Annotated in this window: 25 protein-coding genes; 9 read left to right on the top strand and 16 right to left on the bottom strand. The window is 64.8% G+C overall.

Going from position 1 to position 24,363, the window contains the following annotated elements:
- Nucleotides 1–42: 42 nt before the first annotated feature.
- Both ACEWQZ_RS04490 and erpA read right to left on the bottom strand, forming a co-directional pair.
- Nucleotides 43–855: a hypothetical protein gene (locus tag ACEWQZ_RS04490; protein WP_476481866.1), complete on the bottom strand. Its 813-nt coding sequence runs from the start codon at nucleotides 853–855 to the stop codon at nucleotides 43–45.
- 124 nt (nucleotides 856–979) lie between these two features.
- Nucleotides 980–1,321, bottom strand: coding sequence for an iron-sulfur cluster insertion protein ErpA (gene erpA, locus ACEWQZ_RS04485; RefSeq protein ID WP_476481865.1), 342 nt, complete (start codon nucleotides 1,319–1,321; stop codon nucleotides 980–982).
- Between the two features lie 494 nt (nucleotides 1,322–1,815).
- On the opposite strand from erpA, the gene ACEWQZ_RS04480 reads away from it, so the two are divergent.
- Together ACEWQZ_RS04480 and ACEWQZ_RS04475 are read left to right on the top strand one after the other, a co-directional pair.
- Complete coding sequence (locus ACEWQZ_RS04480) at nucleotides 1,816–3,483, top strand: M20/M25/M40 family metallo-hydrolase (protein WP_476481864.1); 1,668 nt, start codon at nucleotides 1,816–1,818, stop codon at nucleotides 3,481–3,483.
- A gap of 55 nt (nucleotides 3,484–3,538) precedes the next feature.
- Entirely contained in the window at nucleotides 3,539–3,958 is a 420-nt protein-coding gene (locus ACEWQZ_RS04475; RefSeq protein WP_476481863.1) for a CopD family protein, read from the top strand.
- An 891-nt stretch (nucleotides 3,959–4,849) separates the two neighbouring features.
- Here the strand turns inward: ACEWQZ_RS04475 and nudE are convergent.
- The 10 genes from nudE to gspG form a co-directional block, all read right to left on the bottom strand.
- Nucleotides 4,850–5,413 (bottom strand): ADP compounds hydrolase NudE, encoded by a 564-nt coding sequence (gene nudE, locus ACEWQZ_RS04470; protein WP_476481862.1) that lies wholly within the window; start codon nucleotides 5,411–5,413, stop codon nucleotides 4,850–4,852.
- Nucleotides 5,410–6,153, bottom strand: coding sequence for an inositol monophosphatase family protein (locus ACEWQZ_RS04465; RefSeq protein ID WP_476481936.1), 744 nt, complete (start codon nucleotides 6,151–6,153; stop codon nucleotides 5,410–5,412). The genes nudE and ACEWQZ_RS04465 overlap by 4 nt, the downstream gene beginning before the upstream one ends.
- Before the next feature lie 79 nt (nucleotides 6,154–6,232).
- On the bottom strand, nucleotides 6,233–6,952 hold the full coding sequence (gspN, locus tag ACEWQZ_RS04460; RefSeq protein ID WP_476481861.1) for a type II secretion system protein N: 720 nt from the start codon (nucleotides 6,950–6,952) through the stop codon (nucleotides 6,233–6,235).
- Complete coding sequence (gene gspM / locus ACEWQZ_RS04455; protein ID WP_476481860.1) at nucleotides 6,945–7,433, bottom strand: type II secretion system protein GspM; 489 nt, start codon at nucleotides 7,431–7,433, stop codon at nucleotides 6,945–6,947. The genes gspN and gspM overlap by 8 nt, the downstream gene beginning before the upstream one ends.
- Nucleotides 7,430–8,605, bottom strand: a complete 1,176-nt coding sequence (gspL, locus tag ACEWQZ_RS04450) for a type II secretion system protein GspL (RefSeq protein WP_476481859.1) — start codon at nucleotides 8,603–8,605, stop codon at nucleotides 7,430–7,432. The genes gspM and gspL overlap by 4 nt, the downstream gene beginning before the upstream one ends.
- 2 nt (nucleotides 8,606–8,607) lie before the next feature.
- The gene (gspK, locus tag ACEWQZ_RS04445; RefSeq protein ID WP_476481858.1) at nucleotides 8,608–9,531 is read right to left on the bottom strand and encodes a type II secretion system minor pseudopilin GspK; all 924 of its coding nucleotides are present in this window, start codon (nucleotides 9,529–9,531) and stop codon (nucleotides 8,608–8,610) included.
- The gene (gene gspJ / locus ACEWQZ_RS04440; RefSeq protein WP_476481857.1) at nucleotides 9,528–10,118 is read right to left on the bottom strand and encodes a type II secretion system minor pseudopilin GspJ; all 591 of its coding nucleotides are present in this window, start codon (nucleotides 10,116–10,118) and stop codon (nucleotides 9,528–9,530) included. Before gspJ ends, gspK begins: the two co-directional genes overlap by 4 nt.
- The gene (gspI, locus tag ACEWQZ_RS04435; protein ID WP_476481856.1) at nucleotides 10,115–10,474 is read right to left on the bottom strand and encodes a type II secretion system minor pseudopilin GspI; all 360 of its coding nucleotides are present in this window, start codon (nucleotides 10,472–10,474) and stop codon (nucleotides 10,115–10,117) included. The genes gspJ and gspI overlap by 4 nt, the downstream gene beginning before the upstream one ends.
- On the bottom strand, nucleotides 10,471–11,004 hold the full coding sequence (locus ACEWQZ_RS04430) for a prepilin-type N-terminal cleavage/methylation domain-containing protein (protein WP_476481855.1): 534 nt from the start codon (nucleotides 11,002–11,004) through the stop codon (nucleotides 10,471–10,473). The genes gspI and ACEWQZ_RS04430 overlap by 4 nt, the downstream gene beginning before the upstream one ends.
- Nucleotides 10,973–11,413, bottom strand: coding sequence for a type II secretion system major pseudopilin GspG (gene gspG, locus ACEWQZ_RS04425; protein WP_476481854.1), 441 nt, complete (start codon nucleotides 11,411–11,413; stop codon nucleotides 10,973–10,975). The genes ACEWQZ_RS04430 and gspG overlap by 32 nt, the downstream gene beginning before the upstream one ends.
- Before the next feature lie 94 nt (nucleotides 11,414–11,507).
- Here gspG and ACEWQZ_RS04420 point away from each other — a divergent pair, with 94 nt between their 5' ends.
- Both ACEWQZ_RS04420 and prmA read left to right on the top strand, forming a co-directional pair.
- Nucleotides 11,508–12,239, top strand: coding sequence for a 16S rRNA (uracil(1498)-N(3))-methyltransferase (locus ACEWQZ_RS04420; protein WP_476481853.1), 732 nt, complete (start codon nucleotides 11,508–11,510; stop codon nucleotides 12,237–12,239).
- Nucleotides 12,236–13,165 carry a 50S ribosomal protein L11 methyltransferase gene (gene prmA, locus ACEWQZ_RS04415; RefSeq protein WP_476481852.1) on the top strand — a complete coding sequence of 310 codons (930 nt, stop codon included), beginning with the start codon at nucleotides 12,236–12,238 and terminating at the stop codon, nucleotides 13,163–13,165. Before ACEWQZ_RS04420 ends, prmA begins: the two co-directional genes overlap by 4 nt.
- Nucleotides 13,166–13,205: 40 nt before the next feature.
- Here the strand turns inward: prmA and ACEWQZ_RS04410 are convergent, their stop codons facing one another.
- Nucleotides 13,206–14,084 carry a class I SAM-dependent methyltransferase gene (locus ACEWQZ_RS04410; protein WP_476481851.1) on the bottom strand — a complete coding sequence of 293 codons (879 nt, stop codon included), beginning with the start codon at nucleotides 14,082–14,084 and terminating at the stop codon, nucleotides 13,206–13,208.
- Between the two features lie 109 nt (nucleotides 14,085–14,193).
- On the opposite strand from ACEWQZ_RS04410, the gene ACEWQZ_RS04405 reads away from it, so the two are divergent.
- The 3 genes from ACEWQZ_RS04405 to ACEWQZ_RS04395 are packed head-to-tail and all read left to right on the top strand — an operon-like array spanning nucleotide 14,194 to nucleotide 17,761.
- A complete protein-coding gene (locus ACEWQZ_RS04405; RefSeq protein WP_476481850.1) occupies nucleotides 14,194–15,348 on the top strand; it encodes a class I SAM-dependent methyltransferase in 1,155 nt (384 codons plus the stop codon).
- Complete coding sequence (locus ACEWQZ_RS04400) at nucleotides 15,345–16,757, top strand: MBOAT family O-acyltransferase (protein ID WP_476481849.1); 1,413 nt, start codon at nucleotides 15,345–15,347, stop codon at nucleotides 16,755–16,757. The genes ACEWQZ_RS04405 and ACEWQZ_RS04400 overlap by 4 nt, the downstream gene beginning before the upstream one ends.
- 2 nt (nucleotides 16,758–16,759) lie before the next feature.
- The gene (locus tag ACEWQZ_RS04395) at nucleotides 16,760–17,761 is read left to right on the top strand and encodes a hypothetical protein (RefSeq protein ID WP_476481848.1); all 1,002 of its coding nucleotides are present in this window, start codon (nucleotides 16,760–16,762) and stop codon (nucleotides 17,759–17,761) included.
- Between the two features lie 30 nt (nucleotides 17,762–17,791).
- Here ACEWQZ_RS04395 and ppa read toward each other — a convergent pair whose 3' ends face one another.
- Both ppa and ACEWQZ_RS04385 read right to left on the bottom strand, forming a co-directional pair.
- Nucleotides 17,792–18,325, bottom strand: a complete 534-nt coding sequence (gene ppa, locus ACEWQZ_RS04390) for an inorganic diphosphatase (RefSeq protein ID WP_476481847.1) — start codon at nucleotides 18,323–18,325, stop codon at nucleotides 17,792–17,794.
- A 129-nt stretch (nucleotides 18,326–18,454) separates the two neighbouring features.
- Entirely contained in the window at nucleotides 18,455–19,042 is a 588-nt protein-coding gene (locus ACEWQZ_RS04385) for a hypothetical protein (protein ID WP_476481846.1), read from the bottom strand.
- A 220-nt stretch (nucleotides 19,043–19,262) separates the two neighbouring features.
- On the opposite strand from ACEWQZ_RS04385, the gene ACEWQZ_RS04380 reads away from it, so the two are divergent.
- Complete coding sequence (locus tag ACEWQZ_RS04380; protein ID WP_476481845.1) at nucleotides 19,263–21,284, top strand: sodium-translocating pyrophosphatase; 2,022 nt, start codon at nucleotides 19,263–19,265, stop codon at nucleotides 21,282–21,284.
- A 298-nt stretch (nucleotides 21,285–21,582) separates the two neighbouring features.
- Here the strand turns inward: ACEWQZ_RS04380 and ACEWQZ_RS04375 are convergent, their stop codons facing one another.
- Complete coding sequence (locus ACEWQZ_RS04375; protein WP_476481844.1) at nucleotides 21,583–22,284, bottom strand: M48 family metallopeptidase; 702 nt, start codon at nucleotides 22,282–22,284, stop codon at nucleotides 21,583–21,585.
- A gap of 116 nt (nucleotides 22,285–22,400) precedes the next feature.
- Between ACEWQZ_RS04375 and ACEWQZ_RS04370 the strand changes: the two genes are divergently transcribed.
- Nucleotides 22,401–24,356 (top strand): ATP-binding cassette domain-containing protein, encoded by a 1,956-nt coding sequence (locus tag ACEWQZ_RS04370; RefSeq protein ID WP_476481843.1) that lies wholly within the window; start codon nucleotides 22,401–22,403, stop codon nucleotides 24,354–24,356.
- The last annotated feature ends 7 nt before the right edge of the window (nucleotides 24,357–24,363 follow it).

Genomic DNA, 24,363 nt, shown 5'->3' with positions numbered 1-24,363 from the left:
AAACACCGCATGCCTACCCTCAACCCCCCGAGACCCGGCACATCACACCAACCAGCCCGCGATCAGCATCACACTCATGATCACCAGCCACAGCACCAGCATACGCCAGACCAGCTGGTGGCCGCGACGCAGACCGGTTTCAAGCGAAGTTTCATCGCCCAGAACAGCGCCGAACACATCATCGATCAGGCGCGGCGAAACGATCCACCAGGCGCGATCACGGTGATAATGCTTCCAGGCCTGCACCACCCGGTCGAGATCGGTAACCAGGCCCAGAGAGGCGGTCATCAGCACCAGCACGGGCCACTCCAGGATCCAGCGCAACCGCGCCAGGCTGTCGACCTCGCCTTCGGAAAGATCTTCGATCTGCATGGCCTTTTGCGACAAGCGATAAAGCAGCGCGCCGGGGATGCCCAGCAGCACAAACCAGAACAGAACCGCAAACCAGCGCCTGCGTGCGGCATGCGCAACCGCCGCGCCACCGGCCTGGGGGCTGGAATCCGGGGTCAACCCCAATGCTCGCGCGGCCCGGCGCCCGTTGGCATGTTCAGGCTGCTCGAGGATCAGCTCGATGTCGTCATCCAGATCGCGCGGCCCCAGCGTGTAGATCAGCGTTGCCAGAGCCAGCAACGCCCAGCCGAAACCACCCAGCACAGCGACCGCCACGGCCGTGGCCAGCCACGCCGCCAGCACCACCGTGGCAATGATGACAGCCAGCAGCAGCCAGGGCATCGGAGAAAATCGCGAACGCAGGCGGCCGGCGGGCCAGAGCAGCCAGCGAAAGTCACGCCAGCGACCGAAGGCGGTCACGTGATGGCTCAGCAACAGGCCGACAAGAACGATAAGGACAGTCATGTCCTGGCGATATTAACCCGCAACCGGTGCGATTGCTGCCGGGCTGAAGACAGGCATCAAGGGACGCACGTTCGACCGTTGCCCGACCGCGGGGGCCTGAGCCGCGCCCCCTCGCAGCAACTGCTCAACCGACTCCGAAAGAGGAGCCGCAGCCGCAGGTCGTGGCGGCATTCGGGTTGCGAATGACAAAACGCGCGCCCTGCAGACTTTCGCTGTAGTCCACCTCGGCGCCTTCCAGGTACTGAAAGCTCAAGGGATCGATGACCAGAGTGACATCCTCACGCTGAACGGTGAGATCGCCGTCCTCGATTTGTTCATCAAAGGTAAAGCCATACTGAAACCCGGAGCAACCGCCCCCGGTGATGTAGACGCGCAGCTTGAGCTCGGGATTGCCCTCCTCGAGAATCAGCTCGCGGACCTTGGCGGCGGCTGACGGGGTGAAGATCATGGGTTCGGTGTTACTCATTTGCTGCTCCGGGACGTGTCGATACCTTGGACAACGGAAACATGGTGTTTGCTCGCTTTGCCTTCAATCCCGTACGCGGGGTCGTCAATGGCCCGAGCAAGATGGCCAGGAAGGCCGCTTCGCCACCCCTTCCGCTGCCGTTGAGGACCGGGTGATCTCAGCCGGGTGGCGGCCAGGAAAAAGAAAGCGGCCGGATGACCGCTTCAAGATGGTATGCCCCAAACCGGATGGATCAGCACGTTCGTTTTTTTAAACCCATGACGTTGTAAATTCATGAATTTTTTGTGATGTGCGCGTATTTTATACATTGCCGACCGGGTCGGCGTCAAGTGACCACCCGCCCCGGCGGCGGCAACCCAAGCGCCGTTGATCCATGAAAGGTCGCAGCCCCGGTCGCGTCCTGATGCCGCAACGGGGGCGCAGCGCGGTGATTTCCAGCGGTTGTTCTTTGCTGCTAGACTGACACGCCTGCTCATCACCCCAGCGAGCCCGCGATGTCTTTCAGAACCACGCCCACCACCCTGCTGATGGTCGCATGCACCATGCTGCTGTCTTTCAACACCCATGCAGCGAGCGTCAGCGCCGAAAACCTCTCTGAAATAGTCAGGGTTCTGGCGTCCGATGAGTTCGAGGGCCGCGCCCCGGGCACCCCCGGAGAAGAGAAGACCGTCAAGTACCTTATAGACCAGTTCAAGGCCATCGGCGTTGAGCCCGGCGGCGAGGATGGCGGCTGGACGCAGACGGTTGTGCTGCAGCATACCCAGCTTGAACCTGCGAGCAGCTTTGGTTTTGATATCAAGGGAAAGCGGCTTGACCTCGAGCAATCCACCGATGTGGCCGTGAAGACGGCCCGGTCGCAGGCAGAAGTCACCATTGCCGAGGCCCCGGTGGTATTTGCCGGCTTCGGTGTCGACGCACCGGAGCGTCAATGGGATGACTTCGGAGACACCGGCTTCGAAGGCAAGGTGGTGGTTTTTCTGGTCAACGATCCCGACTTTGCGGCGCAGCCCGACGAGCCCGTAGCCGGACTTTTCGGCGGCAGCCGCATGACTTATTACGGCCGCTGGACCTACAAGTTCGAAGAAGCCGAGCGACGCGGCGCGATTGCCGCGTTGATCGTGCATGAAGACAAGGCTGCCGGCTATGGCTGGTCCGTGGCTTCGTCCGGTCCCGGATCCCTGCTCTCTCTGATCCGTCCCGAAGGGTCTGCGCCCCCCATTGCCTTGCAGGGCTGGCTTGCCGGCGATGCCGCAAGCGAGCTGTTCGAGAGCGCCGGACTGGATCTGGATGAGCAGCGCAAGCTTGCCCGCAGCCCCGACTTTCAGGCGTTTGAGCTGGAAGGCGTCACTTTCAGCGCAGATCTCGACGTCAGCACAGAAACCATCAACAGCGAGAACGTGCTGGCCAGGCTGCCCGGCACCACCCGCGCCGATGAGACGCTGATGCTGGCAGCCCACTGGGATGCCTATGGCCTGGGCGAGCCGGATGAACAGGGTCGCACGGTGCGCCCCGGCGCCAACGATGACGCCTTGGGAACGGCCGGCATCCTCGAGCTGGCGCGCGTGCTCAAAGCCGAAGAACCGCTCGAGCGCAGCGTCGTTTTCGCTATCTGGACCGCTGAAGAAAGCGGCCTGCTCGGCTCGGCCGCCTATGTGGAAGACCCCATCTACTCACTGGAGAAAACGGTTGCCAATTTGACGCTGGATATCCTGCAAACCGCAGGCCCGGCCAGGGATGTCATCCTGGTTGGCGAAGGCCAGAGCGACCTGGAAGAAGACCTGGCGCGCGCCGCGGCCTTGCAGGACCGCGTGCTCACCCCGGAAAGCCTGCCCGAGAACGGGCTGTTCTTCCGCGCTGACCACTTCTCCTTGGCCCGCAAGGGCGTGCCCGTGCTCCTCATCATGGGCATCGCCGGCGGCAATGACCTGGTGGAAGGCGGCCGTGAAGCCGGCGATGCCTGGGTGGCAGAATATGTCGGCAACTGCTACCACCAGACCTGTGACAGCTGGAGCCCCGACTGGGATCTGCGCGGTGCCGTAGAGGACATCGAGCTGTTTCACACCATCGTGCGAGACCTGGGTGACTCGAAGCGCTGGCCGCAGTGGAAAGACGGCTCCGAATTCAAGGCCATCAGAACCGCCAGCGATGCCGTCCGACAATAGCAAAGCCCGGCCCGTGCGGGCACTATGAACCGGGACCAGTCCGCAGGAGCGCCCCATGCGTTGGGTTGAAGCGTTTCATGTCATTTTCGTCGTCACCTGGTTCGCCGGCCTGTTCTATCTGCCCAGGCTGTTCGTCTATGCCACCGAGAATCCCACGGGGCACACCGTCGAGCTGCTCAAGATCATGCAAAGGCGCCTGCTGGGCATCACCCACATCGGCGGCGCGCTGGCGGTCACCTTCGGCCTGGCCACGCTGATCGGCGAACCCTGGCACCTGAGCAACGGCGCCTGGATGCACGTCAAGCTGACGCTGGTGGCCGGACTGATCGGCTATCACCTGTGGTGCTGGCAGCTTGTGCGGGCCTTCGCCCGCGGTGACAACCGCCACAGCTCGAAGTGGTATCGCCTGTTCAATGAAGTCCCGGCGGTGTTTCTCATCGTCATCGTGGTGCTCGTGATCGTCAAACCGTTCTGAGAAAGCTTCGCGGGTCGATGAGGTGGTCTCGACACTTCAAAATCAAGGTCAAAGGCGTTTCTCCCGCCTGCTTCGCAGGCTGATGGCGAGTGACTTTTTTCCAGAGCTGAAAAAGTAACCAAAAATCGCTCTTCAACGTCAAGGTCCAACGCTTGGTTGTCTCAAGGACTCGGTTGCTGTGCGGGCTGGCCCCTTCGGTGCGGGGGCTTCGCTCTGGCCCGGCGGGTCGCGTGGTGCCCGGGATAGTTTCCGGAAGTGGCCATGGGAAAGATCCGGCGGCTTGCGCTCGCGAGGGCTACACCGCGCGTTGCGCGCCACCGGCGGGGTATTGACGCCAGCACCTGCAGGAGCGGCCTCCAGACCGCGATACGGCGCTGATCGAAGCCAAAGGCGTGGGTAATTTCCCCCTGGCCGGATGCCCGCTTATCAAAGCCGGGCTGCCCTCTTGCGGGCTTCATCCTATCCGGATTACGGCCACCGGATCCACCGACCGAGCCCTCGCGAAGCCCGCTCCCCGAAGGGGCCAGCCACCTCCCGGTGCAAGTCCTGAAACCCCGGAACGTGGGATCTTGAAGTTGACTTTAAAGCGCGCTTTTTCGTGCCTTTTTTCGCGCAGGAAAAAAGGTACCCGCCATCAGCCTGCGAAGCAGGCGGGCGGAACGCCTTTGACTTTGATCTTGACTTTAAAAGTGTTGAGGCTCTTGGAAGTGCCGCGGCCCGCACAACACCCCGCAGCATCAGCCGTACAGGCGACTCAGCGCATAAAAGATCGCGGCCTGGAGGCCGCTCCCACAGTTGCAGCGGTGCCAGCTGCCCATCAAAGTTGGCACTGATCTCACCCGCGACGCAGCACAGCGGTGCAACCCGGGACGCGCACCGCGCGGCCATCACTCAACCTGAGTTCACTATATCCCGCGCCATGTACAGGGCAGCGATACTGCGGCCTTCAGTGCAGTCATCACGCTGTATAAGGCTGACCAGATCATTCATTGGCCACTTCACTACTTCAATTTCTTCGGGCTCGTCGCCGGGCAGTTTCGACTCATAGAGGTCACGGGCGAGAATGACGTGTGTACGGTGGGTCATGTAACCCGGCGCCAGCGTCAGGTAGCCCAACTCGGTCAGTGAGCGTGCGGCGAAACCGCATTCTTCCTGCAGCTCGCGGTTGGCGCCTTCGGTATGGCTCTCGCCCGGCTCGAGTCGGCCCTTGGGCAGGCCCAGTTCATAGCGATGCACGCCGCAGGCGTATTCACGAATCAGCAGTACATGATCGTCATCCGGCATGGCCACAATAATGACGCCGCCGACCCCGCGGCTGATCAACCGCTCGTAGGTGCGGCGCTCGCCGTTGGCAAACTCCAGATCAAGCTGTTCAACGCGAAACAGGTCGGCTGGGCGCCGCTCACGCCGGGCGTGAACTACCGGCAGGGGATGGGAGGATTCTCGTTTGCTCATGTGCGCGAGGATAGCAACTGTCGGTGCAATTCGGGGCAGGCCGCCAGCACCGAGCGGGTTTCCAGACCGGGTTCATGACCATCCAGATCGGTGAAGACGCCCCCGGCTTCCCGCACAATCACGGCCAGCGCAGCGATATCAAGGATATTGACATCACTTTCGACGACCACATCCTGGCCGCCGTCGGCCAGCCGATGGTATGAATAGAAATCACCGTAGCCACGTGAGCGCGCCGCGCGGGCAACCAGCTCACCGACCCAGGGCCAGCCGGCACCGCGTGCCAGGCTGCGCAGATTGCCGAAACTCACGTCGGCCCGCTCCAGCTGGTCGAGCTGGCGTACCTGCACCGGGCGGTCATCAATGAAAGCACCCTGCCCCCGGATGGCACGTGCACGCTCACCAAAGCTCGGGGCCGAGGACACGCCGAGCACCAGCTCGCCGTTGACCATCAACGCGATCTGCGTGGACCAGAAGGGCAGCGAGCGAATGAAGCTGCGCGTGCCGTCAATCGGATCGATCAGCCACAGGCAGTCGCTCTCCCCACTGTAGCCATACTCCTCGCCAAACAGGGCATGATCGGGAAACTCGCCCTGTATGACGTCGCGAATGGCTTGCTCGGCTTCGCGATCAGCGGCCGTCACCGGGCTTTCGTCAGGCTTGACCTCGACCTCGATCGCGCCCCCGAAGTGGCGCATTGCAATCGCATCGGCGGCATCGGCGGCGGCCTGCGCTGTCTCCATGGCTCGGGCCAGATCAATCATCAAAAATCTCCTCAACTATGCGGTTGCTGGTCAACAGCGCCTGTCAGATCATCCATCCCTACCAACCCAGCGCGCCGCTGAGACGCACTCGGACCTGTCCATCGGGCTGCGGCTCGCCAAGCCAGGCAATCTGACGCAGCAGCTCGGGGCGCTCGGCGCTGGCGCGCAACCACAGATCCACTTCGTAGCGCTCGGCCCCCAGGTCGATATCACCGCGTACCTGAATTGCACCCGGTTCGGTGGATACCACTTCCGCCCGCTGGCCACGGCCTTGTGAATCCAGGCGCACCGTGATTTCTCCCAGCGACTCCTCCACCGCGCCCGCGAGCCGCGCATCGCGCCAGATCAATTTGCCGTCGACCTGTGGTGGCTGCCCGTCCGCGATCACTGCGCGGGCCACGTCCACCTCAAGTTCTCCGCGCGGTCGGGCGCTGATCAACCAGGTTTGTGCATCCAGTTGACGCATGTCAATCCTGCCACTGATATCGGCAAGGCGGGTCGCTGCCATGCTCGGCTGCCAGCTGCCCCGCAGATCCACCCCCTGCCCTTGCGCCTGCCAGGACCAGTCGCTCCAGCCATTCCAGCCGCTCCAGCGCCAGCGCAGGTCGATGGCAGCCATTCCGGGCTGCTGCCAGACGGCCTCGCCCTGCCACAGGGTCCCCTGCACGTTGCGAAGGTCCTCGGCGACGTCCACTCGCGAGACGATCACGTGTGCCGGCAGCGTGATCACGACGATCACCGGCACCATGAGAATCATCAGCCACAGAATTCTACGCATTGCTGACAAGAGTGACGCGAACGTTGACCCGGCCCTCGCTGCCGCTCCCGTCGACCTGAAGTTGATCGACACGAACCGAGTGACTGCGCGAGAATGTTTCCAGCCACTGCATGACGGCGACAAATTCCGCACCCTCGAGCCACACGCGCACCTGGGCGTCACCGACAGGCTCTATGCGCGCCAGCGTGCCGGCCAGGCCGCTGGCGCGGGCGGTCTCATCGGCCAGGCCGAGCAGCGAACGTTCGCCCGAATCCGGTGCGGAAGCGCTGTTCCGGCGCAGGCGTTCGGCCATTGGCGTGACGTCCTCGAGCCAGCTCAGCAGCGCCTGCTGGCCGGCAATACGCGCGCGCGCGGACTCACGCGCCTCGGCCAGTGGCTCCCACAGCCAGACATAGACCAGCACCGCCACCAGCACCACCCCGGACAGGGCAATCAGCCCGCGCTGCCGCGGCTCGAGCTGCTGCCATGCATTCATGCTCATGCGCCGCCTCCACGACTGACGCGAATACGCCCCTGCGCGCCCTGGTCGTCCATGCTGGCCGTCTGCACCTCGGCGACGAGTTCAAGCACGCGCAGCCGCTGCTCCAGCTGCTCCAGAGCGGCCACATCCGGAGCCCTCAGACCCAGCTCAAGCACGCCATCACGATAGTCCAGGCGCTCGAGCTCCAGCTGCGACTGGCCATCGATGACCGGCGCCACACGATGCATCAGATCCAGCAGGCCCTCGGCCTGACCGAAGCGCAGCCGGGCGAGCTCGCGCTCGGCCTGCACTTGCGGGCGAACGATGCGCCCGACCTGCGGAAAGGCCTGGCGAAACTGCCGCTCGATGGCGGCCTCGAGTTCAGTCGAGCGCTGCCCAAGCTGGTAGCGCTCCAGCGCCGCACCCGCCACGAGCGTGACGACCGCAACGGCTGCCAGAATAGCCGTCCAGCGCCACTGCGCCTTGATATTTGCCGCCGATTTCGGCGCCCAGTCGCCACGCAGCAGGTTCAGATCGATCGTCGCCGCCGTGGCGGCCAGAATGGCCGGCAATGACCGCCCATCGGCCAGGTTTCGGGCACCGTGCTGCTCAACCCATCCGGGTGGATCACCGCCATACCAGTCCCATCCAGCGTCGTCAGGCGCTGCCGCGGCCAGCATGTCGGCGGCCAGCTCGCCATCAAAACGTGCAAACGACCATGCGTCCCAGCGCGCCAGGATCTGGCCCTCGTGCTCGGCCAGGCTGACCCGGCCCGGCTGCCAGGGCAGGCACAGGGCATCGGGCAGCATGCGCTCGGCGTCCACGTGAGCCAGCGAGTCGGCCAGTTCCGCCATCACCGGGTTGGCGATACTCACGCATTGCAGGCGCCCCGAGTCATCACGCGGGCCCGCGACCACATGTTCGTCTTCGGCGCTGCCGGCCAGGTGCTCTTCGGCCGCCCAACGCAGCGCCTGTTCAAGCTTTCTGCCGCGCAGAGGCGGCAGCTCCAGGCGCAGCCCCAGGCAACGCGAGGCATCAATCAGGAGGGTGGCCGGGCGATCACCAGGCCAGTCCGGCGCGGCGGGATCACAGCGCACCTGCTCGACCACTCGGCCGCCGCGATCGAGCAGCGCCCAGGACCAGCGTGCACCGGCGGCGTGAATGACCAGGCTGTCCGAGCGCGAACGCGCCATGTTCAGGGCACCCCCTGGCTGAAACGACGAAAACCATCATAACCTGCCGCCGCGCCGCTCATCAGGCGGAAGTAATCGCGCTCCACTCCGTCGATGACGACCCGCGCGCGGGCCAGGTACCAGCGGCTGCGAGTCGACAGGTGTTGCTGCTCGTCGGGTGCGATGATCGGCTCGATCAGCGGATGCCGGACAAACCGCACCACATCGGAAAAGGGGCCTTCGGCGACCACCCGCCGAGCCTGATCAAGGCCTACCTCGGCGATCACGGCAGCCAGCACTTCTGGCTGGGCGGTGTTGACGTTGATCCGCAGCTCGGGCTCGGGCAGCGCTGTAACCAGTGGGGCCAGCGCCTGCCAGACCGCCTGATCCACGCTTCTGAGCCAGCGCAGCTCACTGGCGCTGGCGAGCAAAACGCCCCCGGTGCGATAAGGCGGATCCTGGCGGGCATACCAGTCGTTGGCGGCACTGCCCGGGCGCGGCAGCATGGCGCCATCCAGCCAGTCTGCCAGCTCATCACTGATGATCGGATTGAGACCCTGCTGCTCGAGCAGGCGAGCAAACGCTTCGCGGGCTGCCGAGGCCGTGGCATCATCCGGATGCGCCAGCGCATTGAGATTGAACAACCCGCCCTGGTCTTCGAGCCGGCCCTGAACCAGGCCTCCAGGCACCTGAAAAGGCGCCGTCCAGGAATCCTCCAGGGTCGACGGGTCGGCGCCTTCAGCCATGGCCTGCTCGAGCATGCGCCGGGCCAGCACCGACATCCCCCGGGCATACTGCCAGGAGCGTTCGGTCGCCAGCAGCGCCTCGCTACGGGCCAGCGATCGCTGTCCGCGTTCGAGCAGCGTCGTGGCGATCACCATCGCCAGCGCCGCGGCCAATAATGCAATCAAAAGCGCGCTGCCGCGCTGGCGCTGCAGCATGATCATTGCAGCACCACCACCCGCCGCACCCGCCCGAAGCGGCGCGTATCGAGCCTCATCTCGATCGCTGCCGGAAGGCGCGCCAGCGCCTCGTCGGGCGGCCAATGCTCCTGCCAGCCGCCGCCGGCGGAGCGATAGGCAAACCGCAGCGCCTCGACATCAGGGAGCACGGTTTCGGCTTGCGCCTGGGCGTCGGCGGCACGGTCGGTGACCGGCCAGTGGACGCGCTGCAGCTCGCTGCCGGACAGCTGCCAGCCGAACCGTTGCAGCGTGGAGCGCTTCACCTCGGCCGGATTGACCCAGCCGCCGCGGGTAGCCCGCAGGCGCCGCGGCTCACCCTGCAGGGCCGGCTCGACCCGGCCGGCGGGCGCGGCCACCGGTCGGGCTGCGAGCTGGCGCAGATCCGCATCCATTCGCGTCACGGCCAGCTGCAGCGCAGCGAAGGCCTGGCTGCGCTCGCGGTGGCCACCGGCGGCCCGGCTGAGCGCATCCAGGGCCACGTAGGCACTGGCCGACATGACCCCGAAAACCAGTACCGCTACCAGCACCTCGACCAGAGTGTAGCCGCCGGCAGACTGGCGCGAAACGCTCACGGCGGCAGAAATCCGGTATGCATGGCCACCGGCGATTCGCTCGCCGCAGATGCAAAAACGGCCACCTCCACCCGCAGCAGCTCGCCACCCGGCGCCGGCTGGATCAACATTTCCCAGTGCCAGGTCTGCTGTCCCATATCGGCACTGCCCTGACGCCGACCAGGGGTCACGCCACCGTCGAGCTCGAGTTCGGCCAAAGCGTTGTCGGCCACCCAAAGCGCCCAGGTTCGTTGCTCGAGCTGCGCCTGACTGTCGAGCACCTGGCTGCCCGCCCGACCGAGCGCGGCAACGGCAACGGCGACCACGACCAGAGCGACCAGCACTTCAAGCAGCGTGAAGCCCGCAGCCAGCCTCATTGCCCGTCCTCGAGCGCGAGCACACCGCCGGGCTCGCCAGCCAGCGCCGTCATCCGATCGCCGGCTCGCATTTCGAGCCGGAAAGCCGTCAGTTCGCCCAGCGGCTGGCAGAGCAGTTGCGGGGCAGGGGGATCTTTCTCGAGGCCTACGGTGCGTTGTTCGACCACCAGATCCAGCGCCGCCTGGCCGCGCCAGGCACGGGGTCGGGCCACCTCGTCGTCCGGCAGGGGCAGCCACCCGGAGGCGGTCGACTGCCAGAAATCATAGCCTTCGGACGTCAGCCGGATGCCGCGCGGACGCCCCTGGAACAACGCCTGCTCGCACTGATACTCGATCAGCGCCGCCAGGCGCCTCAACTGCTCCTCCGGCTCGGCACCCGAGCGCCAGTTGCCCAGACGAAGAACGACCAGCGATGCCAGCACGGCAGCAATGGTCACCACCACCAGCACCTCGATGAGCGTGAAACCTGCGCTGCATCCGGGGCGAGCCAGGCGCCGGCTATTCGTTCTGCCAGTTGCCGATTTCCGCATTCGTTCCCTCACCCCCTGCCGTGCCGTTGGCGCCGAAGGACCAGACGTCGATCTCGCCATGCGCGCCGGGATTGAGATACTGGTAGCGGTTGCCCCAGGGATCGGCAGGCAGCTGATCGAGGTAGCCGCCCTGCTTCCAGTTGGGCGCCGGCGGCTGGCCCGAGGGCGGGCGCACCAGGGCTTCCAGACCCTGTTCGGTGGACGGGTAATTGAAGTTGTCCAGCTTGTACATGTTGAGCGCGGTCACCAGGGCCTGCACGTCCTGCCGGGCCTTGGTCACGCGGGCACGTTCGGGCTCGTCCATGACGCGCGGCACCACGACCGCGGCCAGAATGCCGATAATAACCACCACGACAAGGATCTCGATCAAAGAGAAGCCGCCGTGGGCACGAGCGTTGGAGTGGTTCATTGAGTCCGTTACGGGCTGTTGCTGCCATTGCCATGATACGCGCAAACTGTTCCTCGGCAACAAGTTGTCGGCGGCCATCTGAAAGGCTCGAATCATGCGCATCATACGGATCCATACTGAACAGCCGCTCGAAGCCGGCCACGAAGTCGAGCTCGAGCCGGGCCCATCACGACACCTGGTACGCGTGCTGCGGCAGAAAGCAGGCCATCAGCTGGCGCTGTTCAATGGCGACGGCCACGAATACTTTGCCACCATCACGGCGACCGGGCCGGGTGATCGCTGCAGCGTCGCGCTGCAGCAGCGAGTCGAAGTCACCGTCGAATCACCGCTGTCGATCTGCCTGGTGCAGGCCGTCGCCCGCGGTGATCGCATGGACTGGTGCATCCAGAAAGCCTGCGAACTCGGCGTCACCGAAGTCCGGCCGGTGTTCACCGAGCGCACGGAAGTGCGCCTGGACGGCAAGCGAGCCTCCAAGCGCCAGCGCCACTGGCAACAGGTGGCCGTGGCCGCCTGCGAGCAAAGCGGTCGAGTGTGCGTGCCTGCCGTGCAGCCACCGGTCGAACTGACCGCCATGGACTGGCCGGCAGGCCGGCCTTTACATCTGGATCCGACAAGCGGAGATACGCTCAGCCGCATTCGGGCGCCCGCCGACGACGGGGTGGCACTGATCATCGGCCCCGAAGGCGGACTGACCGATACCGAGATCGGCTGGCTCGAGCGACAAGGCAGTACCGGCGTGGGGCTGGGCCCGCGCATACTGAGAACCGAAACCGCGGGACCGGCAGCGATTGCCTGCCTGCAAACCCTCTTTGGAGACTGGCAATGATCCATGCAGCAACCCCTGCCGGCTGGCTGAAAGCCCGCGTCACCGTAGACGATGAAAACGCCGATCAGGTCGAAGTGGCCCTGTCAGAGGCCGGCGCACACGCCGTCACTCTGCTCGATGCGGCCGACGTACCGGTCCACGAACCCCTGCCCGGCACCACGCCGCTGTGGCCGCAGACCATCGTCGAAGGTCTGTTCGACACCGACATCGACCGCACGGTGATCGCCGACACCCTGGCTCAGGCCGGGCTCGACGAGGCCGCCGCGAGCCTGCGCTTCACCGAACTGGCCGACCAGGACTGGGGACGGGCGTGGATGGGCCAGTACCAACCGATGCGCTTTGGCCGCGATCTGTGGATCTGTCCTTCGCACGTCACCCCCGAGCCCGACTGGCCGCTGGTCATCCGGCTTGATCCGGGCCTGGCGTTTGGCTCGGGCACCCATCCGACCACCGCGCTGTGTCTGGAGTGGATCGACGGCATGGAACTGACCGGCCGGGATGTGCTCGACTTTGGCTGTGGCTCGGGCGTTCTCGCCATCGCGGCCGGGCTGAAAGGCGCGGGGCGGCTGGTAGCCGTCGATCACGATCCGCAGGCGCTGCAGGCCACACGCGAAAACGCCCGGCGCAATGATCTGTCCGGCCGCATCGAGCGCCTGCTGCCCGAGACCTTCGAACAGCTCGATGGCCGCCTGCGGCGTTTCGATCTGGTGCTGGCCAACATCCTCACCGGCCCGCTGATCGAACTGGCACCACAGCTGATGGCCTGCCTGCGCCCGGGCGCCACGCTGGTGCTCTCCGGCATCCTGTCAGAACAGGCAGAATCCGTCATTCAGGCCTACGCCGGGCTGGACGAGCCGATCGATGTCAGTGAGCGGGATGACTGGGTGCGGCTAGCGTTCCGAAGCGATACCGAACGCGCTGACTGAGCCTGTCATACCAGGCCATGCGGAAGGGTTTAGCCACACTTCAGCGTCGTGGAATGCGAATGGCCACGGCATCCTGGCCCACCCAGAAAGCCAGCGGCTGATAAAGCTCGGGCGCCACGCCCAGCGCAGCCTGTATCTCGCGCTCGACCACGTCGCGCGTGGTAAACGTGGTGCCGTAACGCTGCGGGTCAAGTGACGGAGATTCACTGCTGGGGGTAAAAAAACAGCCGGCATCATCCAGCGTCACGCCAAAATCACCGGCGACCCCTTCGTTGTGAAACGACAGCAATAGCAGGCCGCCAGGCTCGACAGCTCTGGCAAGGCTACGCAGCCAGCGCTGCCAGTCAGCCACCGGAAGGTGCGTGAACAGCGAAAGCACGAAGACCAGTTCATGACGAGCCGGATAGTCCATGGACTCCGGCTCGAAACTGGACTCCAGCGTCTGGACGCCGAACTGTTCGCGGGCAAACGCCATGCTCCCCGGCAGGATATCGGCACAGCGCAGGCGCCCAGGCAATAGCGGTGCAAGGTGGCGCGTGAAACGGCCGAAGCCGGAAGCGAACTCGAGCATGCTGGCAGTCTTGAGCAGTGGCTGATCGAGCCGCTCGAGCAGCACCATCAGCTCGCTGAGCGTCCGCCAGCCGTCCGCCAGGTAGTCCCGAACCGGATTCCTGCTCTGGCCGTCGCGAGCGAAAAAACGGAAGATGTCGTCGTCCGGATGGATGTTGCAATTGATGCGCATCCAACGGCTGAATCGACGCGCATGATTCAGGCGCTCCAGCGCGTTGTGTGCCTCCAGGCAGGCCGAATCGCAATCCAGTGCTTCGGCATACAGATCGCCGGCCCGCTCATCGCCCCCCTGCTCCGCAGCACGGGCGCGACTCAGCAGCGAATGAAGGTTTGTATCTCGTTCTTCCATCGAACTGAACTCTGGAAAAGGCTGAGGCTGGTGGTCCGCCAGGCGATCACGGCGGCGCATAATGGTAGCATTCCGCGTCACCTCGTCGCGCGGCAAGACTTCCACCAATATGAGCGAATCCGAACTCTCCCGTCTACAGGCCAGTGCCGATCGCGCGCAGCAAGATCCACAGCTGGCCGAAACCCTGGCTGCCCACGGTCGGGATCTGCAGGCTGGACGGCTCGATGCCAGAATCCACCCCGACTGCCAGATGCTGGCCCATTCGCTCAATGCCCACGGCGACGCCAATCTTGCCGTCAGCCAGTATTTTGCCGTTGCCCTGCAGCAGTACCAGGTCGTGCGCCAGCTGATCGAGCGACTGTACGGCCGCTTCGACCGGCTGCAGCTGCTTGACTTTGCCTGCGGTTACGGGCGCCTGCTGCGCTTTCTGACGCACACGCTGCCCCAGGAGCACCTCCACGCAGCCGAAATCCAGGCCGATGCCGTCGCCTGGGTTCGCCGGCGCTACGGCATCGACGCACTGCTCTCGACCGCCATGCCGGAGGATTTCCGCCCGGCCCGCCGGTTCGACATGATCTGGGCGGCCTCGTTGTTCTCGCATCTGCCCGACGGGCTTTTCGCACGCTGGCTCGCTCGCCTGGCCGGGCTGCTCGAAGACGACGGGGTGCTGTGCTTCAGCGTTCACGACGAGGCCACACTGCCGCCATCGATGAGCGTGCCCGCTTCCGGCCTGCTCTACATAGCCGGCAGCGAAAACGCAGAACTTGATCCGGCCATCTACGGCACGACCTATGTAACGCCGGGCTATGTCGAGCGCGTCGTAGACGAGCAGCTTGGCCGCGATGTGTCGCTCTGGCGCCTGCCGCGACTGCTGGCGCACGAGCAGGATATTTACGTTCTTACCCGGGGCCGGCGCGACCTCTCGAAGCTGGATGGTTTTCGACGCGGCCCCCGGGGCTGGCTCGACGAGCTTCATCTCGACTCATCCGGGCGCAAGGTTCATCTGGCCGGCTGGGCAGGCTCGCTCGATGACGCCGGTTTCGACGGTGTGACAATCCGCCTGGGCGAGCAGACCTTCAGCCAGCCTGTCGGCCTGCCCACTCCAAAAGTCGCTGAAGTTCTCGGGCATGCCGGACTGGCCCAAAGTGGCTTTTCCTGCACCCTCGAGCTGCCCAATCAGCGGGCGCCCTGGCTGTCGCTGACCGCGGTAACTGCAGACGGAGAGCGCGCCCTGATCTACTGCGGGCGTCTTCAGCGCGAATGACTTTCGACTCGCTGACCTTCGCGCTGTTCATCGTCGTGCTGTGGGGCCTGGTGGCACTCAGTCGCGGCTGGCGCGTACGCAAGCTCGAACTGCTGGCCGCCAGCTATCTGTTCTATGCTGCCTGGAACCCGGTTTTCATCTGGCTGCTGGTAATTTCCACTGTCGTCGACTGGCACGCCGCCCGGCGCTTGAGCCAAAGCGACCGCCCGGGTCATCGCAAGCTGTGGCTGCTGCTGTCCATCCTGATCAACCTCGGACTACTGAGCTGGTTCAAGTACGCCGACTTTTTCATCACCAACTACAACGAAGTCGCCGGCTGGCTCGGCCTGGCCGCCTTCCAGGCGCCGCTGCTCGACGTCGTGCTGCCGATCGGCATTTCCTTCTACACCTTTCAGACCCTGTCCTACACCTTCGACGTCTACCGCCGGCGTATTACACCCGGCAATGACCTGATCGACTACGCGCTTTACGTGAGCTTCTTTCCGCAGCTGGTGGCCGGCCCGATCGTGCGTTACGAGCAGTTTGCGCCCCAGCTGGCGGCCCCGCGACCGATCACGGCCGGCAATCTCGAATTGGGGGCGGCGCTGATGGTCGGCGGGCTGTTTCTCAAGACGGTGCTGGCCGACAGCGTATTCGCGCCGGTGGTCGACGCCGGCTTTGCCGCTGCCGGGGGCATCGGCACCCTGCAGGCGTGGTCGAGCATCCTGTCGTTCAGCGGCCAGATCTACTGCGACTTTGCCGGCTACTCGCTGTGCGCCATCGGCGCGGCGCGCGTATTCGGCTTCGTGCTGCCGAAGAATTTCCATACGCCCTATGCCGCCGTCGGCTTTTCCGACTTCTGGCGGCGCTGGCATATTTCCCTTTCAACCTGGATACGCGATTACGTCTACATCAGCCTCGGCGGCAATCGTCATGGTCGCGCACGCACCCTGGCCAGTCTTGTCATCACCATGGGCCTGGGCGGGCTGTGGCACGGTGCGGCCTGGACCTTCGTGCTCTGGGGTCTGGTCCACGGCCTGTGGCTGGTCATCGAGCACACGCTCAGGCCGCTGGCCGGGCGCTCGGCCCTGCTCGCCCATCGCGCGATGGCGCCGCTGTACATGGCGATCACCTTTGTCATGGTGACGCTGACCTGGGTGCTGTTTCGCGCCGAAAGCCTGGCGCAGGCCGGTTCGTTCTACGCCGCCCTGCTGAGCGCCTCGGCGTCGACGATGAACACGGCCGGCTGGCTTGCGCTGGCGACCATGGCGGTGCTGCTCGCCTGGCATGCGGCCATGCGCCGCGTCGAGATCGAGCGCGTCCACGCTCGACTGCCCTGGCCCGTTCGCGGGATGATGGTCGGGCTGCTGCTGGCCGCCGTTCTCATGAGCCCCGGCGACAGCCGGGCCTTCATCTACTTCCAGTTCTGAGCATGCAACGCAAGGCGCAATCCATCGCCGTGATCGTCCTGGTCCTGCTGGTCGCAGGCGTAACGCTGACCGGCTGGGAGTGGCTGTGGCGCCAGCAGGGCCACGAACCGGCGCTCTACGACGACCGCGATCTGTGGAGCCTGCACCGCGACCGGGCAACGACTGTCGCTCAAGCGCGGAATTTCACCGTCATCGGCGCCTCGCGGATTCAGCTCGCCTTCTCCACGGAGGCCTTCGAATCAAGCATGCCGGGCTGGCGCGCCACTTCGCTGGCCATCAATGGCCACTATCCGACCGCGGTGCTGCAGGACCTCGCCCATGACCCGGACTTTGCCGGCGTGCTGCTCGTGGCTGTGGATGCACGCGGTCTGGCCCACTGGTATCGCGACATGAGCGAACCCTGGGTGCGCCACCATCAGCGCGACTTCGGCCCCCAGCGCCGCATCGAGCGACAGCTGCTCACGGGGCTGCAAAAACGTCTGGTCATGGCCGGCAGTGACTTCAACCTGGTCCGGCGGCTGACGGGCTGGCTCGACGACCGTCCCCCACCACACCACTACACCCGCCTGCTCGACGACCGCACCATTTCGGCGGACTACAGCCGGGCAAATGTCGCCGGGTTGCGAGAGAACTTCGTCCACGGACTGGCCGCAGACTACGCGCGCCGGCCGCCACCTTCCCCGGCGCGCTGGCTCGACGCACTCGAGCCTCTTGCCGAGGCCGTCACCGCCATCCAGCAGCGCGGCGGCAAGGTGGTATTTCTACGCATGCCCACTGCCGACGATCACTGGACGCTTGACCGCGAGCACTATCCGCGCGAAAAGTACTGGAATCAGCTGGCCAAGGCCACCGGCGCTGTCACGGTGCATTTCGCCGACCACCCGCAGCTGGCCGAGCTCACGCTACCCGATACTTCGCATATCGATGGCAGCGACCGCGGCCGGTTTACCCGGTCGCTGATCGGCATTCTGAACGAGGCTGGCGTACTGCCGGCCGGCTATTGACGCCGGGTTAATAACAACCAAGTTGAACGATCAAGCGTTACCGCTGAACGCCTCGATGGCTTTGACGATCTCCCCGCGCGCCTCATCGGGGCCGTGCCAGCCCAACACCTCGACCCATTTACCGACTTCCAGATCCTTGTAGTGACTGAAGAAGTGGCGAATGTTGCGGCGGCTGAACCGAGCCAGATCGTCGATGGACTGGATATCCTCGTGCAGCGGCGAGACTGCCTCGATCGGCAGGGCCGCGATCTTGACGTCACGCCCGGCCTCATCGGACATTTCAAGGTAACCGATCGGACGGCAACGAATGATCGAACCGGGCAGCAGCGGTACGCTGATGAGCACCATCACATCGAGCGGGTCGCCGTCTTCAGCCAGCGTGTTGGGCACGAATCCATAGTTGCAGGGATAGCGCATGGCCGTGGCCAGCAGCCGGTTGACGTGAATGCCGCCGGTCTCCTTGTCGACCTCGTACTTGACCGGTGGGCCGTCGAGCGGTATTTCGATGATGGCGTTGAAGTCGTCGGGCGGATTCACGCCCGGCGCAATATCATTGACGTTCATGTATGCAAAGCCGTTTTGCGGAAGTCTGGATTGGGATCATCCTGCCATAATCACCGCCTGCGCGCTCCACCCCGTGCTTGCCGATACCGGCTCCGGCAGGCCAGCCACTCGCCATGATGATGGCGACCATCAGCGTCGGAGCCGGCGACGGCGCCTCATCAACAGTCGGGAGCGACCGGTGTAATCGCTTGATTTTGCCTCTGCCGCTGGCGGTGAAGGCGGTGACTCGGCGCCCGCTCGTGGCGCATCATCGCTGTCGCCCACGACCTCATCCCAGCCGGATTGATAACTGGATGATGCCTCCGGAGCGGCGTCGATGTCGCCAAAGACATCCGGCTCTACCGCGCCGTCTGGCGCGGGTGCCGATACTTCCTCGGGCGCTGCGGCAGCCGGTGATGGCTCTGTCGCTGGCTCGGGAGCCGGCTCGGGCTCAGGTTCGGGTTCGGGTTCGGGTTCGGCATGGAGCAACGAGCGCCCATCCACAACCACGTCTTCGACCGCAGCAACGCCGCGAATTGTCGACAGCTCGTCGATAAGCGCCCTTGGGTCTCCGAACTCATGCTCCGAGTCGGCACTCAGCTTGATTCGATACCCCGCGTCGGCGTCGATGTAGCGGTGTTTTCTGAAGTTCAGTCCGGCCCGGCTGACAGCCGAGACCGCGGCGGCGAGCATGCCCGACCTGCGGCTCAGCGACAGCGTGATGGCAACATCAGCCATGTCCAATAAACCCCTCTGGTCATTTCCCTGCTTCTTGCCTCACCTGCGCCCTGAAATATCGCCACCCGACGCGGGCAGGCTGATCGAACAAGGCGCGAAGTATAGCAAGGATAGCGGTTTTTCCTTACAATTACTCGATTTTGCGTTCCGGGCGTTTGCCCGGAGCCGTACGCTCGCGCTTGCATTCCAACAATTTGTGACCTGATCTTCGGGAGTCAAAATGAACCAGTTGATGATCCCCCCGGTTCTCGGGGTCGTGGGCCTGATCGTGGCCTTCATTCTGTACCGCGTGGTGATGCGCTACCCGGCCATGGAGGGCCGGCCCAGCCAGATCGCCGAGCTGATCCAGCAGGGCGCCTCGGCCTTCATGCGCCGTGAATTGATACTGATCGGCCTGTCGGTCGCCGTGATCTTCGTGGCGCTGTCGGTGTCGGGCTTGGGCATTCAGACCGCCATCTCCTTCCTCGTTGGCGCTGTATGCTCCGCCATGGCCGGCTTTTTCGGCATGTTTGCCGCCACGCGCGCGAACGTGCGCACGACCACCGCAGCCCACGAACACGGCACCAACCGCGCCCTGAGCGTCGCCTTCTACGGCGGCTCGGTGATGGGCATGCTGGTCGCCTCCCTGGGCCTGCTCGGCCTGGGCACGCTCTACCTGGTGTTCGGATCCGATCCGGAGACGGCAAACAACATCCACGGCTTTGGCATGGGGGCCAGCGTGGTGGCACTGTTCTACCGTGTCGGCGGCGGCATCTTCACCAAGTCTGCCGACGTTGGCGCCGACCTGGTGGGCAAGGTCGAGGCCGGCATTCCCGAAGACGACCCGCGCAACCCCGGCGTGATCGCCGATAACGTCGGCGACAACGTCGGTGATGTGGCCGGCATGGGCTCGGACATCTTCGAATCCTACTGCGGCGCCATGATTGCCACCGTGGCCCTGGCCACCGTGATGTGGCAGCGGGCCGGCGGCGGCTATATCGACGGTCTGGGCGAAGGCTCGGCGGTGATGGGGCTGCCACTGCTGCTGTCTTCTCTGGGGCTGGTCTGCTCCATCGGTGCCATCCTGCTGGTGCGCGCCTCGTCGGGCAAGAGCCCGGAAGTGGCCCTGCGCACGGGCACCATTTCCTCGGCGATCGGCTTTATCGCGCTCGCCTTTTTCCTGGTCAAGTATCTCGGCATCAACACCGGCGTCTGGGTTGCAGCGCTGGTCGGCGCGGCCGGCGGCATCGTCATCGGTCTGTCGACCGAGTATTTCACCGCCGGCAAGCCGGTTCGCGACATCGCTCACTCCGGTGAAACCGGGGCCGCCACGGTGATCATTTCCGGACTGTCCACCGGCATGCGCTCAGTGGTCATTCCGGTGCTTGCGATCTGTGTGATGATCTTCGTGGCAAACGCTGCGGCCGGTCTGTACGGTGTGGGTATCGCCGCGGTTGCCATGCTGGCCACGGTCGGCATGACGATGGCCATCGACGCCTACGGCCCCGTGGCCGACAACGCCGGCGGCATCGCCGAGATGGCCGGCCTGGGCGAGGAAACCCGCAAGATCACCGACTCGCTCGACGAGCTCGGCAACACCACGGCCGCCATCGGCAAGGGCTTTGCCATCGGGGCTGCCGCCATGGCGGCGCTGACCCTGATCTCGGCCTATATCGCCGAAGTCAGCCACCGCATGCCCGACTTTTCGCTGGAAATCTCCGATCCCAACGTGCTCATCGGCATGTTCATCGGCGGCATTTTCCCGTTTCTGGTCGCGGCCATCACCATGACCGCCGTCGGCGACGCCGCCTTCGAAATGATCACCGAAATCCGCCGCCAGTTCCGCGAAATCCCCGGCCTGCTCGACGGCAAGGCCGAGCCCGACGCGCCGCGCTGTGTCGACATCGCCACGACATCTGCCATCAAGCGCATGATGCTGCCGGCCGCGCTGGCCGTGCTGGGCCCGGTGGTCATCGGCTTTGGTCTGGGCGCCGAGGCGCTGGGTGGCATGCTCGGCGGCGCGCTGCTGGGCTGCGTTCTGCTGGCGCTGACCATGGCCAACGCCGGCGGCGCCTGGGACAACGCCAAGAAGTACGTCGAAAAGGGCCACTTCGGCGGCAAGGGCTCGGAAGCGCACAAGGCCAATGTGGTCGGCGACACCGTGGGCGACCCGCTCAAGGACACCTCCGGCCCGTCGATGAACATCCTGATCAACGTCATGGCCATCGTCAGCCTGGTGATCGCACCGCTGCTGACGCACTGATCGGCAGCATCGAACTCAGTGCTCTGGAAACGCGGCCGCTGGCCGCGTTTCCTTTTTACGGGGGTGGCTCAGCCGATCGAGCCGGCGATTCGAACTCGAAATGCCCGGATCACAAGCACCAAATCCCAAACAAATCCGAAGTCTCGATTTTTGAATGACCTGAACGGGGAGCCGAGCCACCTGCGAACCCGAAGTGGCCCCCCGACGAGCGAAGCCGGAATTGGCTTCGATCATTCAAGCATGGGACATCGAGAAATGTTTGAAAATTGGTGCTTGGTACTGGTGTCGTCGCTCGTGGTCAGCTTGCCGTCACCCAGTCGGGCAGTCGATTCGAGACGATCTTGAGTTCTTGCATGTGCTGGCGATAGCCCGGGCATAGCTCACCGACGCGGCGCCAGAAAGCGGGCGAATGGTTCGGGTGCTCCAGGTGCACCAGCTCGTGAATCAGCACGTAGCGGCAGGCTTCGGGCGAGCACAGCAGCAGCCGCGCGTTGAGCGAGATATTGCCGCGGGATGAGCAGCTGCCCCAGCGCGTTTTCTGATTGCGAAAACTGAGGCAGCCCGGATTCAGGCCGTGCTGCGCGGACAGCGCCTGGACCCACGGCGTCAGGCTTGCCCGCGCCCGCTGCTTGAGCCAGGCTTGAAGACGACGCGCAATCTGCTCCTCCGCTTCGGCCTCGGGCAGATGGACGACCTGTTCAGCGCGGCAACGATCCACCGAACCTGCTCCATGTGGGCCGTAAATCACCGCCCACTGCTCGCCGATCGCCGGCAGGTCGAGGCGGGCCGGGCGAAGCCCGCTGGTTGCCGGATCCCGACTTTGACGCTGGCTTGCCAGGCGCGCGCGCACCTGCGCGATCCAGGCTTCCTGGGCCTTGACGAAACGATCGATCTCGCTGCGACGCACCCGAGCGGGTGCGGTGACCACCAGGGCGCCATCGCGCTCGATGCGCAGCTTGACGCGCCGGGCGCGGGGGTGATGGCGGAGACGGTAGTTCATGCTGGTTTGCTGGTTTGCTGGTTTGCTGGTTTGCGCGCAATTTTACTGCGCTACCATACGCGGCCAGCATCGCTATCGTCCGACATTCGCAACCAGCCAACCTGCCAACAACCCCAATGATCCAACTTTCCGGAATCACCCTGCGCCACGGCCCCGAGCCGCTGCTCGAAGACGCTTCGGCCACAATTCACCCCGGCCACAAGGTCGGGCTGGTCGGCGCCAACGGCAGCGGCAAGTCGAGTCTGTTCAGCCTGCTGTTGGGCCGAATGAGCGTCGATCAGGGCGAAGCGTCAGTGCCCGATGACTGGACCATCGGTTACATGGCCCAGGAAATCGGCGACCTGGAACGACCGGCCATCGAATACGTGATCGACGGCGATGCGGATCTGCGCGCAGCCGAAACCCGCCTGGAGCGTGCCGAAACGGATGCCGATGGCCACGCCATTGCGACCGCGCACGCTCGCCTGGACGAGGCCGGCAGCTATACCGCTCTCGCGCGGGCCGGCGCACTGCTCAACGGCCTGGGTTTTTTGCCTGATGCACACCAACGCCCGGTGGGCAGCTTCTCGGGCGGCTGGCGCATTCGGCTGAGCCTGGCCCGGGCCCTGATGACCCCTTCAGCCCTGCTGCTGCTCGATGAGCCAACCAACCACCTCGACATGGAAACCGTGGTCTGGCTCGAAAGCTGGCTGAAACGCTATGACGGCACCCTGGTGGTAATTTCCCACGATCGCGATTTTCTCGACAACGTGGTCTCCTCGATCATCCACATCGAGCACCGCGGGCTGCACCAGTACACCGGGGGCTACAGCGAATTCGAGCGTCAACGTGCCGAGCGCCTGGCACAGCAGCAGGCCAGTTTCGAAAAGCAGCAGCGCGAAATCGCGCACATGCAGAGGTTCATCGACCGCTTCCGGGCCAAGGCTACCAAGGCGCGGGCAGCACAGAGCCGCATCAAGGCCATGGAACGCATGGAAAAGGTGGCGCCCGCGCATATCGACTCGCCCTTTGACTTTGCTTTTCCCGAGCCACCGCGCGCGGCCAGCCCGCTGATCCACCTCGACCAGGTGCGTCTGGGCTACGGCCAGACCACCATCCTCGACGGGGTCAGCACCAGCCTCGCGCCGGGCGATCGCGTGGCCCTGCTCGGCCTCAATGGTGCGGGCAAGTCCACGCTGGTGCGGGCGCTGGCCGGCGAACTCGAGCCGCTGGCCGGGACCATTACCGCCAGCCGCAACCTGGCGATCGGCTATTTCGCCCAGCACCAGCTCGAACAGCTCGACGTGGAGGCCAGCCCGGTGACCCATCTGCAGCGCATCGCTCCGGATGAGCGCGAGCAGAACCTGCGCGACTTTCTCGGCGGCTTCGACTTTCGCGGCGACATGGCCACCGCAGCAGTAGGACCGTTCTCCGGCGGCGAAAAAGCGCGGCTGGTGCTTGCTTTGCTGGTCTGGCGCTCACCCAACCTGCTCTTGCTCGATGAGCCGACAAACCATCTCGATCTGGACATGCGCCATGCCCTGACCGTCGCCATGCAGGGCTTCGAAGGTGCCGTCGTCACCGTCTCGCACGATCGCCATCTGCTGCGCAATACCGTGGATGACTACTGGCTGGTGGCCGATGGCAGCCTGCGCAGCTTCAAGGGCGACCTCGACGACTACCGACGCTGGCTCAAGGAGCGCTCACCCGAGGGCGAAGCGCCCAGGGCCACCGCCGAGAACAGCGCCAGCGCCAACGGCCGATTGCCCGAATCACGCAAGGCACAGCGCCGCGACCGCGCAGCTCAGCGCGCCCGCCTCAGACCATTGCAGAACCGGGTGCAGAAACTCGACCGCAAACTGGAAACCGCCTCAGCCGCCCTGGAAGACATTGAAGCCCGACTTGCAGACGCAACGCTCTACCAGGAAGACCGGTCTGGCGAACTGCAAGACACTCTCGCCCGTCAGGCCGAGCTCAAACAGTCGCTGGCAGCCATCGAAAGCGAGTGGATGGAAGCCGCCGAAGCGCTGGAAGCAGAGCAGGACGCGTTGAGCCTTGCCGGCCGGGATCACTCCTGCAGCCACGGTCGGTAAAAGCCGG

The organism is Wenzhouxiangella sp. YN1 (assembly GCF_056324145.1).
The sequence above is the reverse complement of the archived record's forward strand: the minus strand, read 5'-3'. Positions and strand labels throughout refer to the sequence as shown.